This is a genomic window from Cytobacillus sp. IB215665 (assembly GCF_033963835.1).
In the GTDB taxonomy this organism is placed as follows: domain Bacteria; phylum Bacillota; class Bacilli; order Bacillales; family SM2101; genus Nanhaiella.
On the sequence record NZ_JAXBME010000020.1, the window covers coordinates 62,177 to 77,462 of the forward strand.

The 15,286-nt window shown below is 35.5% G+C and carries 15 protein-coding genes; 13 read left to right on the forward strand and 2 right to left on the reverse strand.

All coding sequences use genetic code 11. The features are described from left to right. Window positions 1-110: 110 nt before the first annotated feature. From SLH52_RS19590 to SLH52_RS19615, 6 genes are all read left to right on the forward strand, one after another. Window positions 111-1,202 carry a D-alanine--D-alanine ligase gene (locus SLH52_RS19590; protein WP_320210934.1) on the forward strand — a complete coding sequence of 364 codons (1,092 nt, stop codon included), beginning with the start codon at window positions 111-113 and terminating at the stop codon, window positions 1,200-1,202. Between the two features lie 18 nt (window positions 1,203-1,220). Further along, complete coding sequence (locus SLH52_RS19595) at window positions 1,221-2,591, forward strand: UDP-N-acetylmuramoyl-tripeptide--D-alanyl-D-alanine ligase (RefSeq protein ID WP_320210935.1); 1,371 nt, start codon at window positions 1,221-1,223, stop codon at window positions 2,589-2,591. Then, window positions 2,588-3,274, forward strand: coding sequence for an alpha/beta hydrolase (locus SLH52_RS19600; protein ID WP_320210936.1), 687 nt, complete (start codon window positions 2,588-2,590; stop codon window positions 3,272-3,274). Before SLH52_RS19595 ends, SLH52_RS19600 begins: the two co-directional genes overlap by 4 nt. Window positions 3,275-3,492: 218 nt before the next feature. Then, a complete protein-coding gene (locus tag SLH52_RS19605; RefSeq protein ID WP_413785567.1) occupies window positions 3,493-4,944 on the forward strand; it encodes a DEAD/DEAH box helicase in 1,452 nt (483 codons plus the stop codon). Window positions 4,945-5,277: 333 nt separating this feature from the next. Beyond that, window positions 5,278-5,751, forward strand: a complete 474-nt coding sequence (locus SLH52_RS19610; protein ID WP_320210938.1) for a PH domain-containing protein — start codon at window positions 5,278-5,280, stop codon at window positions 5,749-5,751. Beyond that, window positions 5,751-7,271, forward strand: coding sequence for a PH domain-containing protein (locus SLH52_RS19615; protein WP_320210939.1), 1,521 nt, complete (start codon window positions 5,751-5,753; stop codon window positions 7,269-7,271). The genes SLH52_RS19610 and SLH52_RS19615 overlap by 1 nt, the downstream gene beginning before the upstream one ends. A gap of 246 nt (window positions 7,272-7,517) precedes the next feature. Here the strand turns inward: SLH52_RS19615 and SLH52_RS19620 are convergent, their stop codons facing one another. Further along, complete coding sequence (locus SLH52_RS19620) at window positions 7,518-8,228, reverse strand: rhomboid family intramembrane serine protease (protein ID WP_320210940.1); 711 nt, start codon at window positions 8,226-8,228, stop codon at window positions 7,518-7,520. Window positions 8,229-8,308: 80 nt separating this feature from the next. On the opposite strand from SLH52_RS19620, the gene acpS reads away from it, so the two are divergent. The 6 genes from acpS (at window position 8,309) to SLH52_RS19650 (ending at window position 14,209) form a co-directional block, all read left to right on the forward strand. Then, a complete protein-coding gene (gene acpS / locus SLH52_RS19625) occupies window positions 8,309-8,671 on the forward strand; it encodes a holo-ACP synthase (RefSeq protein WP_320210941.1) in 363 nt (120 codons plus the stop codon). Window positions 8,672-8,779: 108 nt separating this feature from the next. Continuing rightward, window positions 8,780-9,793 (forward strand): outer membrane lipoprotein carrier protein LolA, encoded by a 1,014-nt coding sequence (locus tag SLH52_RS19630; RefSeq protein WP_320210942.1) that lies wholly within the window; start codon window positions 8,780-8,782, stop codon window positions 9,791-9,793. A gap of 123 nt (window positions 9,794-9,916) precedes the next feature. Further along, window positions 9,917-11,065, forward strand: coding sequence for an alanine racemase (alr, locus tag SLH52_RS19635; protein WP_320210943.1), 1,149 nt, complete (start codon window positions 9,917-9,919; stop codon window positions 11,063-11,065). Between the two features lie 179 nt (window positions 11,066-11,244). Then, on the forward strand, window positions 11,245-11,526 hold the full coding sequence (locus SLH52_RS19640) for a CopG family ribbon-helix-helix protein (protein ID WP_214484439.1): 282 nt from the start codon (window positions 11,245-11,247) through the stop codon (window positions 11,524-11,526). A gap of 4 nt (window positions 11,527-11,530) precedes the next feature. Beyond that, entirely contained in the window at window positions 11,531-11,881 is a 351-nt protein-coding gene (gene ndoA, locus SLH52_RS19645; RefSeq protein ID WP_214484440.1) for a type II toxin-antitoxin system endoribonuclease NdoA, read from the forward strand. A gap of 165 nt (window positions 11,882-12,046) precedes the next feature. Further along, window positions 12,047-14,209: a Tex family protein gene (locus SLH52_RS19650; RefSeq protein WP_320210949.1), complete on the forward strand. Its 2,163-nt coding sequence runs from the start codon at window positions 12,047-12,049 to the stop codon at window positions 14,207-14,209. A gap of 22 nt (window positions 14,210-14,231) precedes the next feature. On the opposite strand, the gene cmpA is transcribed toward SLH52_RS19650, so the two are convergent. Further along, window positions 14,232-14,345, reverse strand: coding sequence for a cortex morphogenetic protein CmpA (gene cmpA, locus SLH52_RS19655; RefSeq protein WP_320210944.1), 114 nt, complete (start codon window positions 14,343-14,345; stop codon window positions 14,232-14,234). 312 nt (window positions 14,346-14,657) lie between these two features. Between cmpA and SLH52_RS19660 the strand changes: the two genes are divergently transcribed. After that, window positions 14,658-15,116 (forward strand): SprT family protein, encoded by a 459-nt coding sequence (locus SLH52_RS19660; RefSeq protein WP_320210945.1) that lies wholly within the window; start codon window positions 14,658-14,660, stop codon window positions 15,114-15,116. Window positions 15,117-15,286 lie beyond the last annotated feature (170 nt).

The window sequence follows — 15,286 nt, forward strand, 5'->3', positions numbered from 1 at the left end:
TTAGGCGCTCATCGCCTCAAGTTGCTTAGTCCATCATGTGAAATGGTTGCAACTCTTGTATGGGGTTAACAAGGTGTCTATGTATTATTTAAATTATGGAGGTTTGTTATATGAAAATAAAATTAGGATTGCTGTACGGAGGGAAATCAGCTGAACATCAAGTTTCATTGCAAACAGCACTTGCTGTTATTAAGGCATTAAATAAAGATAAATTTGAAATCCATCCCATTTTTATAACGAGTAATGGGGAGTGGGTCCGTGGTAAGCAAATTACAGATTCAGTTGATAATGTAAGTTCTTTAACATTAGTCTCGGAAGAAAATTCAATTGTCCCTAATACTTTTGCTAATGAGCTTTTCAAATCTTCACGAAGTGCTGATGGCAATCAGGATTCACTTGATGTCATTTTCCCATTACTCCATGGGACAAATGGAGAAGATGGTACTGTGCAAGGGCTATTGGAATTATTGAACCTTCCTTATGTTGGGAACGGAGTATTAGCATCAGCAACGGGAATGGATAAAGTGATTATGAAACAATTGTTTGCCCAAGCGGGGCTAAAACAAGTGAATTATGTAGGCTTCACTCGTAACGAGTGGCATAAGTTAAAGGAAGAAGCATATGAACAAGTAGAGGAGCAGCTGGGTTATCCATGCTTTGTAAAACCTGCAAACCTAGGATCAAGTGTAGGGATTAGTAAATGTAATAGCCGTGATAGCTTGGTGGAGGCTTTCGATGAGGCTTTCACTTATGATCGTAAAATAATTATTGAAGCTGCAGTAGTTGGTCGTGAAATTGAAGTAGGTGTACTTGGTAATGATGAACCGGAGGTTTCGGTTGCGGGAGAGATTGTACCTAAAGACGATTTTTACGATTATAAGGCAAAATACGAAGACGGAGATACTGCGCTAATCATCCCAGCCGATATAACAACATCAGAGTATGAAAAGATTCATGAAATGGCTATTAAAGCATTTAAGGCAATTGATGGCACAGGTCTAGTCAGAGCTGATTTCTTCCTAACACAAGATAGTGAAGTTTTTATTAATGAAGTGAATACAATGCCAGGCTTTACACCAGTTAGTATGTTTCCATTATTATGGCAACATTCTAGTGTCACATACCCTCAATTAATTGAAAAGCTTGTGCAATTAGCAATTGAACGACATGAAGAGAAACAACAAATTAAATATACATTTTAAGTAAAGGATGATCGATAAATGATTAGACGAACATTACAAGAAATTGTTGAGATGGTTTTAGGAGAAGTAGTGCAATTTCAACATAATGGGCAGTTTATCGAGGGTGTATCTATTAATTCACGAGAAATTCAACATGGTAATTTGTTTATTCCGATCATTGGGGAACGCTTTAATGGACATGATTTTGTTAACGATGCGTTTGAACAAGGAGCCGTAGTTTCTCTATGGCAAAAGGGGCAACCAAATATGCCAAAGGGAAGACCGTTAATTGTTGTTGATGACACGCTTATGGCATTACAAAAGCTTGCTGCACAATATCGACAGCAGCTAAATGTTAAGGTTATAGGTATTACAGGTAGCAATGGAAAAACAACAACCAAAGACTTAATTTCAGAAGTGCTTTCTACTAATTATAAAATACTGAAAACAGAAGGTAATTTTAACAATCATTACGGGTTGCCTTTGACGCTATTACGTTTGGAAGAAGATACTGATATTGCGGTTCTTGAAATGGGAATGAGTGATCGTGGCGAAATACAATTACTATCTGAGATTGCTCGCCCTAACGCAGCTGTAATTACAAACATCGGAGAATCCCATTTGCAAGATTTAGGATCACGGGAAGCCATATGTGAAGCGAAGTTAGAAATATTAGCAGGGTTACAACCTGGTGCTCCCCTTGTGTACAATGGTGATGAGCCGCTGCTATTAGAACGGGTGTCTAATTTGGATGGAGAGTTAATTTCATTTGGTAAAAATGAACGAAATAATTTTAAGGTAACTTCTATTTCACAACAAAGTGACCAAACTCTTTTTTCAATTAATCAATCTCAGAGCATTACATATATTCTTCCTGTGTTAGGGGAGCATAACGTCTATAATGCACTTGCAGCTATTGCAACTGCACGATATTTTCATGTTTCTTGGGATAAGATAAAAGAAGGTCTAGAGAAAGTTAAACTTACGAATATGAGAATGGAACGTATAGTAGCACCTTCAGGTATAACAATAATTAATGATGCCTACAATGCTAGTCCTACTTCCATGAAGGCTGCGATTCACCTACTAAATGAACTACCGAACTTTTCGCGTAAGTTTGTTGTTTTTGGAGATATGCTAGAGCTAGGGGATAACGAAATTGAATTTCATCGTTCTATAGGAAAAATGTTATCACCAGCAAAGGTTGATTACGTATTTACTTTGGGCAGATTAGGAGCAGAAATCGCTCATGAAGCACAAAAAGTATTTCCAGCAGGGAGAACAAGGGTTTATAGTGATAAAAAAGAACTTATTAGAGATGTAAAGGAAATTATACAAGCTAATGATGTAATGTTGGTCAAGGCATCGCGTGGGATGGAGCTTGAGGAAGTTGTTGAAGCATTGAAATGATAGGTTGTTTATGCATTCATGGATTTACAGGTGGTCCTTACGAAGTTCAGCCATTAGTCGACTATTTAACTCAAGAGACTGATTGGGAAATTGTCACACCTATACTACCTGGTCATGGTGAACAACTCTCGTTGAGCGGTGTGAGATACACTAAGTGGATTGATTGCGTGGAAGAAGAGCTGAAGAAATTGTTAGACAAATTCGACATCGTATATTTAATTGGGTTTTCAATGGGCGGTGTAATTGCTAGTTACTTAGCAGCGAAGTACTCAATAAGAAAACTTGTCTTATTGAGTGCAGCTGTATATTATACGAATCCAAAGCAACTTATAAGTGATGTACATGATTTATTCAAGCTAGGGTTGCAAGGAAAAATAAACGAAAATGAATTATATGAGAGGTATAAGAAGAAAATAATTGCAACTCCTCTTAGTGCAATAATTCAGTTCCAACAGCTCGTTCGAAAGGTTAGACCAGCTTTAAAGAAAATCTCTGTACCTACATTGATTGTGCAAGGGAAATGTGATGGGATTGTTCCAATGAAAAGTGCAGAGCATATACATCAAACAATCAGTTCTACAAGGAAGAAACTTATTTATATAGAGTCAGCCAAGCATCATGTCTGCTACTGTGACGAGCGTAAGGAGCTTTTTTCTGAGGTATATACCTTTTTAAAGGAGTAGGAGCTTATTTACACATTTAGAAGTTGTTGGACAAATAGGAACAACTATTTAATAATAACATTAATTTAATTTCATTAGAAAATTGCAAATGAATATTATTAGTGATATGATGTTGGTTTGGTACTTCATTATTAAATAAGCTCGAAGTAATGTTCGGATGCAAAGTAACTGTAGTTATTATGAAATAGATGTAAAAAGGAGTTAGAAATCAATTGATCATGTTTAATGAATTAGGTTTAAGTGAGCCTTTATTAAAGGCTATTAACAAGATGGGCTTTGAAGAAGCAACCCCTATTCAAGCTCAAACAATTCCGCTCGGTTTGCAGGAAAAAGATGTTATTGGACAAGCGCAAACAGGTACTGGAAAAACTGCTGCGTTTGGTATTCCATTAATTGAGAAAATTAATATAGCTGAAGATAAGACACAAGGTATTGTTATTGCACCGACTCGGGAATTAGCAATTCAAGTGTCAGAGGAGCTATATAAAATTGGATCGTATAAAGGTGTAAGAATCCTTCCTGTTTATGGTGGACAAGATATTGGTCGTCAAATTCGTGGGTTAAAAAAACGTCCTCATTTAATCGTTGGAACGCCAGGGCGAATGATTGATCATATTAAACGTAAAACTTTACGTTTAGATAATATTCATACTGTTGTGCTAGACGAAGCAGATGAAATGTTAAATATGGGATTTATCGAAGACATTGAGTCGATTTTATCTCATATTCCAAATGAACGCCAAACATTACTTTTTTCAGCAACAATGCCTGGTCCAATTCAAAGAATTGCTGAACGGTTTATGAATAACCCTGAAGTAGTGAAAGTAAAAGCAAAAGAAGTGACTGTTCCTAATATTGAGCAGTATTACATTGAAATTCATGAAAAGAAAAAATTTGACATTTTAACACGTTTATTAGATATTCAATCTCCAGAGTTAGCAATTATCTTTGGTCGAACAAAACGACGTGTAGATGAGTTATCAGAAGCTCTTTCTCTACGTGGTTATTCAGCTGAAGGTATCCACGGAGATATGACGCAAGCAAAACGTATATCTGTGTTAAGAAAGTTTAAGGCAGGTTCTATAGACGTCCTAGTAGCAACAGATGTAGCTGCGCGTGGGCTAGATATTTCTGGAGTCACTCACGTATATAATTTTGATATTCCACAAGATCCAGAGAGCTATGTTCATCGCATAGGTCGTACAGGTCGAGCTGGTAAGACGGGGGCAGCTATTACATTTGTCACATCAAGAGAAATGAGTCACCTTAAGAATGTAGAACATACGACTAAGAGAAAAATGGAGCGTATGAAGCCACCTACACTCGATGAGGCTCTTGAAGGCCAACAGCATCTCGTTATTGATAAAATTGTAGAAACTGTTGAAAAAGGAAACGTATCCTTTTATAAACGAGCTGCAGAAGAGCTGCTTGAGGATCATGATTCGGTATCAGTAGTTGCAGCAGCAATTAAATTAATGACGAAGGAACCTGATCAAACGCCAGTTAATTTAACATCAGAACCGCCTTTACACGCGAAAAAACAACAAAGATCACAAGGTGGTAATAGCCGAAATCGTCATAAGGGCCATCATTCAAAGTCACGTCAACATTCAAATAGGAATCATCGTGGCAACCCGAAAAGAAGACCAAGAAAACAAGAATCAAGATAAAATAAGAGGTGCAAAGCTGATAAGCTTTGCACCCTTTTTACGTGGAACGAGGCTTACGGATGTCTTGTTGTAGAACTATTCCCTCGAGGACAAGTTTTACCAGTCAATTCTCCAAATTTATCGGTTATTTTATACAATATACTGGTCAAACTTACAGGTTTAACAATCAATATGCTAATTTATAGATCGATTGACGGATTTTGATTATAAAACCCTTTTTATACCAAGAGTAATTTTGTATATAATAATAAGTTATAGTGTGTGTTTAAATTATGCTATGAATTTGAACATCCTCTTATAGACACGAAAAGATACAGTGAGGAGGAGGAAATTGTGAGAGATGTACCTATAAATAGAATAAGCAAACGTGCATTACCGGTTTGGCGTATCGGTGGAATAATCGAATTTTTAGTGTCGTTAATTGCTTTTATTGTATTACTTATACTTACGATTATTTATCGTTGGCCAATATGGATTATTGTAGTTGGTTTATTGCTCACTTTGATAATGGGTTATATATTTATTATGCTTATTCCTAAATTAAGGTGGAAGCGATGGAGATATGAGGTGAACGAACATGAAATAGATATTCAACACGGCATATTTATTATTAAACGAACATTGATACCGATGGTCCGTGTTCAGCATGTTGATACGAAACAAGGCCCTATACTAAGAAAATATAATCTTGCTACTGTTACAGTATCAACAGCAGCAACTGTTCATGAAATACCTGCTTTAGATCTTAATGAAGCAGATGAACTAAGAGATAGAATATCTATTTTAGCGAGGGTGGAGGATGATTAATGTTTGAAAAACGTCGTCTTCATCCAATATCAGCACTACTATCTATAATTAGCTTTATTAAAAGTCTCATTATCCCGATTATAGTTTTCTTTTTCATTGGCTCAGGTGATGACGGTATGGTCTTATCATATGTGAAGTTTATATCGTTTGGAGTAGGCTTCATTGGTGTGCTAGTTGCAGGATTTCTCTACTGGTACAGCTATACATATAGAGTGGAAGATGGAGAATTACGAATTGAACACGGTGTGTTTATTAAAAAGAAACGGTATATCCCTATAGAAAAAATCCAAACCTTTGATATTTCACAAGGGGTGCTGCATCGTTTATTCAAGTTGGTTAAGGTTAGAGTAGAAACTGCTGGTGGTGGTAAAGAGGCAGAAGCAGAGTTAACAGCTATAACCTCTATGGAATCAAGACAGCTTGAAAGAGCGTTGATGGAACAAACGGCCCAACAATTTGAGGAACAAATGGAGGAAGAGCATACTCATTCATTAGCTGAGGAAGGGAAGGACAAAGTACTATTTAATTATAAAGTTTCTACAAAGGAACTTCTTATTGCTGGATCAACTTCTGGTGGTATTGGTGTAGTACTATCAGCTATTATTGCTTTCTTTTCACAATTTGAAGAACTCATACCATATGAAATAATTGTAAATCGATTTGAACAGTATTTAAATCTGGGTCCATTGCTCGTAATGATAACTGCTATGTTTGCTATATTTATTGCTTGGGTTATTGCATTCATTAACACGATGTTAAAATACGGGAATTTTACAATTGAAAAATATGAAAATGAATTAGTTATAATTAGGGGAATCATTGAGAAACGGAAGGTTACTGTCCCATTAGGAAGAATACAAGCAATTAGAATTTCAGAAAATATTATTCGTCAACCTTTAGGTTTTGCTACTGTGTTTGTTGAAATTGCTGGGGCATCAACTGATATGGAGTCAGGTATGTCAACAATGCTATTCCCTATAATAAAAAAGAAAAAATTAGCAAAATTAATAAATGAGATATTAGTTGATTATCACATTCCGATATCTAAAACTAAGCTTCCAAAACGTGCATTAATAAGGTACATGTTAAGGTCAATTTACCCTGTAACTATAATTGTAGTGCCAATGGTAATATTTTTACGCCCTTGGGGTTATGCATCTATTTTGTTATTTGTAGTTGCTATGGTATTTGGTTATGTGAAGTACAGAGGTGCACAATGGTCATTGGATGAAAAACAACTGTTCATGCAATTTCGTACTATTGGTAAAACGACAGTATTAATGCAAAGGAAGAAAATACAAGCTTGTACAATGCAGCAGTCATATTTTCAGAAAAGAAAAAGCTTATGTACTATAACATCCTCCATAAAATCAAGCGCAAGTGGTAAACATTTTAATATGATTGACATGGAGTTTTTTGAAGGGCGAGCTGTTCATGAATGGTATTCAAATGGAGGAAGTAATCGCTCGGAAAATGTAGATAGTGAACATTTGCCTATTAGTATATTGAACAGGAGCTAAACGATATGATATGTATGGGGGCTATAAGGATAGTTCCCTTTTTATTATATATATTATTGTTGTAACATAATACTTCAAATTATAGTTACCTTTATTGTAAAGGAATTGATCCTAGTTAAAGCTGCAAATATTGATCAAGAAGATAATTACTTTATTCAAAAAAACGTATTCGAAAGTTTCGAATACGTTTTTTTTACTAGTAACAAGGAAGCGTATGTTACGGTGCTGTCATCATACGAAACGACATTACCTAGCAAATAAACCTAGTATGACCAGAAAGATGATGAATAGCCAAATGAGATTGTTTTTAGTAAATATATTCGAGTAGTTCACAGGACGTCTTTGTGATGCGACATAAGTATAAGATGATGTATTCTTTGTGATAAGTAGGGGAGCTAAACTGGCTCCACCGATTAGCCCGAATAAATGAGCGACTACATTAATATTTGAATTTATAAATGTCATGATTAAACCGATTACTAAAATGGTTATAATGACTTGGGAATTGGCATGGTCAATTAAATCTTTTCGGAATTGAACAAGATACAAATAAACCCCGAACAAGCCGAATATAGCACCGGACGAACCTACATGCGCATATTGTAATGGCTCGATGAAGTATGTAGCTATATTTGCAATAAAACCAGCACCAATATAAACAACGATGAATTTCCATTTTCCTAGCATTTTTTCCAGAGCAGGGCCAAACAATATGAGTGAAAACGAGTTCAACAGCATATGACCAAAACCACTATGAATAATAATTGGTGTAAATAAACGCCAATATTCTCCTTGTGATATAAGAAAGTTCATCCCAACCATTTGTTGGAATATTGAATTTGACATTGTTGTAGGAATGGCTAAAATCAACCAAAATAAAAGATGAATAGCAATGATAATTGAAATAATAGGATATAAAAACAAAAAGGTGCGAAAGTTTTCGGTTCTCGTAAACATAAATTAATTTCTCCTTTACGTATATATCTTTCTATATAGTATTATTAAGTAATTATTATATGCATAGAGAGGGTTTTCATATGATTATCGGAATTGGGATTGATATCGTTGAAATAAAACGTGTAGCCAATACTCTTGAAAGACAAGGCGAAAGATTTATAAATAGAATTTTAACACAAAATGAACAAAAAAAATTTAATCAGCTCCAAGGGCTGAGACAAATAGAATTTTTTTGTGGTAGATTTGCTGCGAAAGAAGCTTATTCAAAAGCTCTTGGAACGGGGATTGGAAAGGAAATTAGCTTTTTAGATATTGAAATTACTTCAAACGAGCAAGGAAGGCCAATCATCGCAATTTCCGGTGAAAATCATATACATCTCTCGATATCTCACAGTCAAGAATATGCTGTAGCTCAAGTAATAATTGAAAGCTCGTCAAGCTAGTCTGCATATTGTGATACTTTGTCTCATATATTTTTATAGCGATAGGTGAGCGGATATGATCATCGCTCTAAGCTACTTAGAAAAGAGGCAAAGGGGCTGAGAAGGAAAATGAGGAAGATAGTATGGCTGTTTTTTGTACTTAGTGTTCTTCTTGCACTTGTAGGTTGTGGGAATAAATCGCAAGAAGATGTTGTAAACGCACTAGACTCGAAGGTTGAAGACATGAAGGGTTATAAAACTGAAGCTAAGATGACCATTCAAACTGGAGATGAACCACAAGTTTATGATGTAGAGATTTGGCATCAAAAGCCGGATAATTATCGTGTCAATTTAAGAAATACTGAAAGAGATCAAAGTCAAATGATTCTGCGAAATGATGAAGGTGTATTTGTTCTAACCCCAGCGTTAAATAAAAGTTATCGATTCCAAAGTGACTGGCCAAACAACAGTAGTCAGCCGTACCTTTATGAATCAATCGTCAATGATATTATGCAAGACACAGAAGCGACATTTGAAGCAAAAGATCAATTTTACGTATTTGAGACAAAAACGAACTATCAAAACCATAAAATGCTACCTAGGCAAGAAATTACAATTAATAAAAAAGACTTGTCACCATCAGTTGTAAAAGTGATGGACCCTGATTATAAGCCTTTAATAACTATTGAATTTGGGAAGATGGAATTTAACCCTAGTTTTGATGAAGATGCTTTTGATACGAAGAAGAATATGACTGCTGCGAGACTAGATGATTTATCAATTGTTAGTTCGACTGACTTATCCTTTCCGGTATACTATCCGAGTGATCAACTCGTCGGTGTAACACAACAAGAAGAAGTGACAGTTGAAACAGAAAACGGGAAACGAATCATAATGACATACGGTGGTGAGAAGTCTTATACATTGATTCAGGAACAAGCATTTGATGTTCCAGCAATGAGTGCTGCAACGATTATGAATGGTGATATTGTCAGCTTAGGAGACTTCACAATTGGAGCTTTAACAAATAATAGTCTGACTTGGACGTATAACGGGGTTGATTTTATGCTCGCTTCTGAAGATTTAACTCAGGATGAAATGATCATGATTGCGAGTTCTGTTAAGAATCAATCAATTAAATAGGAAAACCCCAAACAGGCTCTACAATACACGCTAGGCCTGTTTTCTTTTACTTGACAAAGTAAGATATACAGCTAATAATCATTTATACTAATGGTAATATAAGCAGAAAGGGTTTTGTTGATTTTGTCAACTTTTCACAGAGATACATGGGTAGAGATAAATTTGGATCATATCCATGATAATGTTCAAGCTATGAGAAATCACATAGCGGATGATGTCCAAATTATAGCAGTCGTAAAAGCAAATGCATACGGTCATGGTTATACTCAAGTTGCACGTACAGCACTTGAAGCTGGAGCCACCATGTTAGCTGTTGCTTTTATGGATGAAGCGATATTTTTAAGAAAGCATGGTATTCAAGCCCCGATCTTAGTAATGGGCGCTACAAGGCCTGAGGACCTATCAGATGCTATAAAATTTAATGTTATTATTACTATATTTCAAGCAGATTGGTTACATGAAGCTCTTAAGTCCTATCACGAAGATCAAGCAATACATTTGCATGTGAAGTTAGATACGGGTATGGGAAGGTTAGGGGTTAGAACCGAAGCTGAATTAAAAGAAATCGAAACCGTGGTAAACAATGATAAAAGACTAGTTTTACACGGAGTATATACTCACTTTGCAACTGCAGATGAAATAAACACAACATACCTTGAGCAACAATATAGTTTGTTTCAGCAGATGTTAGATTGGTTTGTTGAAAAACCTTCAATGATACATTGTGCAAACAGCGCCGCAGCACTAAGGTTCCCACATCAACTATTTAATGCAATAAGATTCGGTATATCTATGTATGGGCTAACTCCATCTGTAGATATAAAGCCACAATTACCTTTTCCATTGAAGGAAGCTTTTTCTTTGCATAGTCGTTTATCTCATATAAAGCTAGTCTCGCCTGGCAATAGCGTTAGTTATGGCGCAACCTATACGACTAAACAAGAGGAATGGATTGGAACAGTACCAATTGGTTATGCCGATGGCTGGTTACGGAAACTGCGTAACAATGAGGTATTAGTTAACGGAGAGAGAATTCCAATTGTTGGTACAATCTGCATGGACCAAATGATGGTAAAATTAGATAATGAGGTGCCAGTAGGTACTCAAGTAACATTAATTGGTCAACAGCTTAATAACTTTATACAAGTAGATGAGATAGCTGAGCAATTAGATACAATAAATTATGAAGTTACTTGCATGATTAATTACCGTGTTCCACGGCTTTATATTAGGAATAACAGTGTTATTGAAGTGGTAAATCACTTGAAGTAGGATGATGGTTTTATAAAAAAATGCTATTGTAATATAAACTTTATGAATAAAAATACCTTTGCCTAGACGATAATAGATAAGAATTTACTTAGTTACGCTTTGCATCTAAGGTGTTTAGTGGTATGATAAATGTTAGAATGGAATGATAATGTGTAGTGTACTGGTGGAGGTGTATGTTTGTGTCTGAATCTAGCGCAACGACAGAAATATTAATTAGGTTACCGAAAAACTTAGTAAATGAATTAGATGTTCTAGTAAAACAAGAAGAAGGTAATCGAAGTGAGGTTATTTATCAAGCTACAAAAATGTACCTTCGAGAACGCAAGCAGCGTCAAATACGTGAGTCGATGAGACGTGGTTATATGGAGATGGCAAAAATAAATTTAAGCATTGCATCAGAAGCCTTTTTAGCTGAATACGAAGCTGAACATACAGTAGAACGCTTAGTTAGCGGGGGGTAATCGTTTGATTGTTAAACGAGGCGATGTGTATTTTGCTGATTTATCCCCAGTTGTTGGCTCTGAGCAAGGGGGCGTTCGCCCTGTGCTTGTCATTCAGAACGATATAGGCAATCGTTTTAGTCCAACTGTCATAGTAGCTGCTATTACCGCTCAAATACAAAAAGCTAAACTGCCTACACATGTTGAAATAGATGCAAAGCGGTATGATTTTGAACGTGACTCTGTAATACTGTTAGAGCAAGTTCGGACAATCGATAAGCAAAGGTTGACTGATAAGATTACTCATCTAGATGAAGAGATGATGGATAAAGTGGACGAAGCTTTACAAATCAGTTTAGGACTAATTGATTTTTAGATTTTCATATATGGAAAAAAGCCACACTGTAGTGGCTTTTTTATTTTCTTATCTAGGTATTTATCATATGGAAGAGTTCTGCTTAAATTTTAGATAAGAAATTTAGAATATTTTTATAATTTTATGATCATTGTAGGGGGGATCGCATTGACTGTGGAATATACGATGGAAAAGCACTCGATATTAGTGGATTCAATAGCTAGTGAACTAAAAATTTCAACTAAACAAATTAATAATGTTATTTCATTGCTGAATGAAGGTAATACGGTGCCATTTATTGCACGATATCGTAAAGAGCTTACTAATGCTTTGGATGAGGTTCAAATTCGAGCTATTCAAGAGAAATGGACATATTTACAAAATCTCGAGTCGCGTAAAGAGGAAGTTATTCGCTTAATAAGTGAACAGGGGAAGCTTAGTGAAGAACTGAAAAGAAAAATAGAAGAGACGACAAAGCTGCAGCAAGTAGAAGATTTATATCGTCCATACAAGCAGAAAAGGCGTACAAAAGCAACGATTGCTAAGGAAAAAGGTTTGGAGCCTTTCGCAAAGTGGATAATGGATTTTCCGAAAAATGTGAATGTTGAAGACTATGCCCAACAATTCATATCGAAAGAGAAAGAGCTAGTTTCTGTTGAAGAAGTATTACAAGGTGCAAAAGATATTATTGCAGAATGGATATCAGAGGACGCAACTATTAGGCAATGGATTCGTAAAGAAACATTACAAAAAGGTAGAGTTGAATCTTCTGTAAAAGATGAAGCTGCTGATGAAAAAAAGGTATTTGAAATGTATTATGAGTTTGGGGAGTTAATTAATAAAATTGTTCCCCATCGTGTACTCGCTATGAACAGGGGTGAAAAGGAAGAAGTTCTGCGTATTTCAATTAAGCCACCGATAGAACAAATTTTAAGTTATGTACTTAATTCTGTCATAAAACAATCAGACTCTCCTGTTAACATATATGTAACTGAAGCGATTGAGGATAGTTACAAAAGGTTAATTCAACCTTCTATTGAAAGGGAAATCCGCAAAGAGCTTACTGATAAAGCAGAAGACCAAGCGATACATATTTTTTCAGAGAATTTAAGAAACCTGCTACTACAACCTCCGTTGAAAGGTAAGGTTGTGTTAGGTGTTGACCCTGCATATCGAACAGGTTGTAAATTAACTGTTGTAGATGAGACAGGAAAAGTGTTGCATATTGATGTCATTTATCCACATCCCCCAGTGAAAAAAATAACTGAAGCAAAGGATAAAGTCATTTCTACTTTAACAAAGTTCGACGTAGAGATGATTGCAATTGGGAACGGTACTGCCTCAAGAGAAACCGAGCAATTTATCGCCGAGACCATAAAGGAAACTAATTCAGACATATACTATTTAATTGTCAATGAGGCTGGAGCTAGTGTTTATTCCGCTTCCGATTTAGCAAGAGAGGAATTTCCAGAATTACAAGTAGAAGAGAGAAGTGCAATTTCTATCGCAAGGCGTTTGCAGGATCCTTTAGCTGAACTCGTGAAAATAGACCCTAAATCAGTAGGTGTAGGCCAATACCAGCATGATGTATCTCAGAAAAAGCTAAACGATTCTTTAACTTTTGTTGTAGAAACAGTTGTAAACCAAGTAGGTGTTAATGTAAACACTGCCTCCCCTTCGCTTCTTCAATATGTAGCAGGTTTATCAAAAACTGTTGCAAAGAATATTGTGAAGCAAAGAGAGGGGAGTGGGAAATTTAGTAATAGATCTGAACTGAAGAACATCCCGCGCCTTGGTTCAAAAACGTATGAGCAATGTATTGGTTTTCTTCGTATTAATGATGGTGACTCACCTTTGGATCGGACGAGTATTCACCCCGAAAGTTATGAAGTAACAAGGTTGTTACTTGAGAGGCTTGGATTAACAATTGACCAAATAGGGTCAGGTGAATTAATTCAAGCGATGGGTAAAGTATCAATAGATGAGATGTCAGTAGAATTAAGTGTTGGTAAATTAACGTTGAAGGATATTGTTGAAGCCCTTAAACGTCCAGAAAGAGATCCTAGAGATGATTTGCCAACGCCATTATTAAAGAAAGACGTATTGCAACTAGAAGATTTAGAAAAAGGTATGGAATTGCAAGGGACAATTCGTAATGTAGTAGACTTTGGCGCGTTTGTTGATATTGGAGTTAAGCAAGATGGCCTAGTTCATATTTCAAAGCTAAGTAACCGGTTTGTTAAGCATCCACTGGATGTTGTGGCTGTTGGTGATGTTGTAACAGTATGGGTTGATGATGTTGATGAGAAGAAAGGAAGAGTTTCCTTAACGATGTTAGGTGCAAATTAATAAATGTATAAAACACTGCTATTTAATTAGTAGTGTTTTTTCTGTAAAAAAACCAGCATTGGTTAAGAAGCTTAATTTGATAGGAGTTTTTTTCATAATAAGCCTTTTGTATTTGGTTTTTAAACCAAGTTGGCATAACTATACCCTCCTTAATTTTAGATGATGTTTTCTTCTTATATTAAATGGAACAGCGCTAGATGGAGACTTTATCAGGTCGCCATTGTTAAAGATACTTTTCATATGTGTATGATATGGTTTTTATTGTCTTAAGACGAACGAAAATTATATTCGTGTTTAGTCCATATTACGAAAAGCAACAAGAAAATAGTTTAGATTGTAGATGAAACGAATTTGTATGTGTAGTATTTATTTTATGCAATAATAGCTTGTTAGGTTTCATTTTCTAAGTAATTGGTGAGCTTATTGTTGAGAATAAGGAGGAATAGTAATGGACGATCGTCAACTTCAGGATTTAGTAGAAGAAGTATCCCGGTTATCATTTGGTAAGCCATTTAGACATAAGGCTATATTTAATAATAGGCTACGAACTACTGGAGGGAGGTATTTGCTAAAATCTCATAACATTGAATTGAATGTAAAGTATTATCAAGAACATGGGATAGATGATTTGATCGATGTAATTAAACATGAACTTTGCCATTATCATCTTCATATTGAAGGTAAGGGGTATAAGCATAGAGATAGAGATTTTAAACAACTTCTTACATTAGTTAACGCTCCGAGGTTCTGTAAACCTATTCAGGCTGCTACACAAAATAAGAAATATGAATATATTTATGAATGCATAAAGTGCCAAAAACAATATATGCGAAAAAAAAGAATGGATATGAATAAATATGTATGTGGTCAATGTAGAGGGAAAATAAGATTGCTTGACTTAAAATAGAAATCGTGATAAATTATAAAAGCGTCGCTGATGTAAGACGACAGATAATAACCTATCATAGTCTTGACAACGATTATATAGCTGAATATAATATGAAGAGTTGACATTTATTCCACAGTAGCTCAGTGGTAGAGCTATCGGCTGTTAACCGATCGGTCGCAGGTTCGAAT

Bases quoted from the DNA above. Each gene is read 5' to 3' on its own strand.
- SLH52_RS19590 (WP_320210934.1), top strand. From the start codon at position 111: ATGAAAATAAAATTAGGATTGCTGTACGGAGGGAAATCAGCTGAACAT.
- SLH52_RS19595 (WP_320210935.1), top strand. From the start codon at position 1,221: ATGATTAGACGAACATTACAAGAAATTGTTGAGATGGTTTTAGGAGAA.
- SLH52_RS19600 (WP_320210936.1), top strand. From the start codon at position 2,588: ATGATAGGTTGTTTATGCATTCATGGATTTACAGGTGGTCCTTACGAA.
- SLH52_RS19605 (WP_413785567.1), top strand. From the start codon at position 3,493: ATGTTTAATGAATTAGGTTTAAGTGAGCCTTTATTAAAGGCTATTAAC.
- SLH52_RS19615 (WP_320210939.1), top strand. From the start codon at position 5,751: ATGTTTGAAAAACGTCGTCTTCATCCAATATCAGCACTACTATCTATA.
- SLH52_RS19620 (WP_320210940.1), bottom strand. From the start codon at position 8,228: ATGTTTACGAGAACCGAAAACTTTCGCACCTTTTTGTTTTTATATCCT.
- acpS (WP_320210941.1), top strand. From the start codon at position 8,309: ATGATTATCGGAATTGGGATTGATATCGTTGAAATAAAACGTGTAGCC.
- SLH52_RS19630 (WP_320210942.1), top strand. From the start codon at position 8,780: ATGAGGAAGATAGTATGGCTGTTTTTTGTACTTAGTGTTCTTCTTGCA.
- SLH52_RS19650 (WP_320210949.1), top strand. From the start codon at position 12,047: ATGGAAAAGCACTCGATATTAGTGGATTCAATAGCTAGTGAACTAAAA.
- cmpA (WP_320210944.1), bottom strand. From the start codon at position 14,345: ATGCCAACTTGGTTTAAAAACCAAATACAAAAGGCTTATTATGAAAAA.
- SLH52_RS19660 (WP_320210945.1), top strand. From the start codon at position 14,658: ATGGACGATCGTCAACTTCAGGATTTAGTAGAAGAAGTATCCCGGTTA.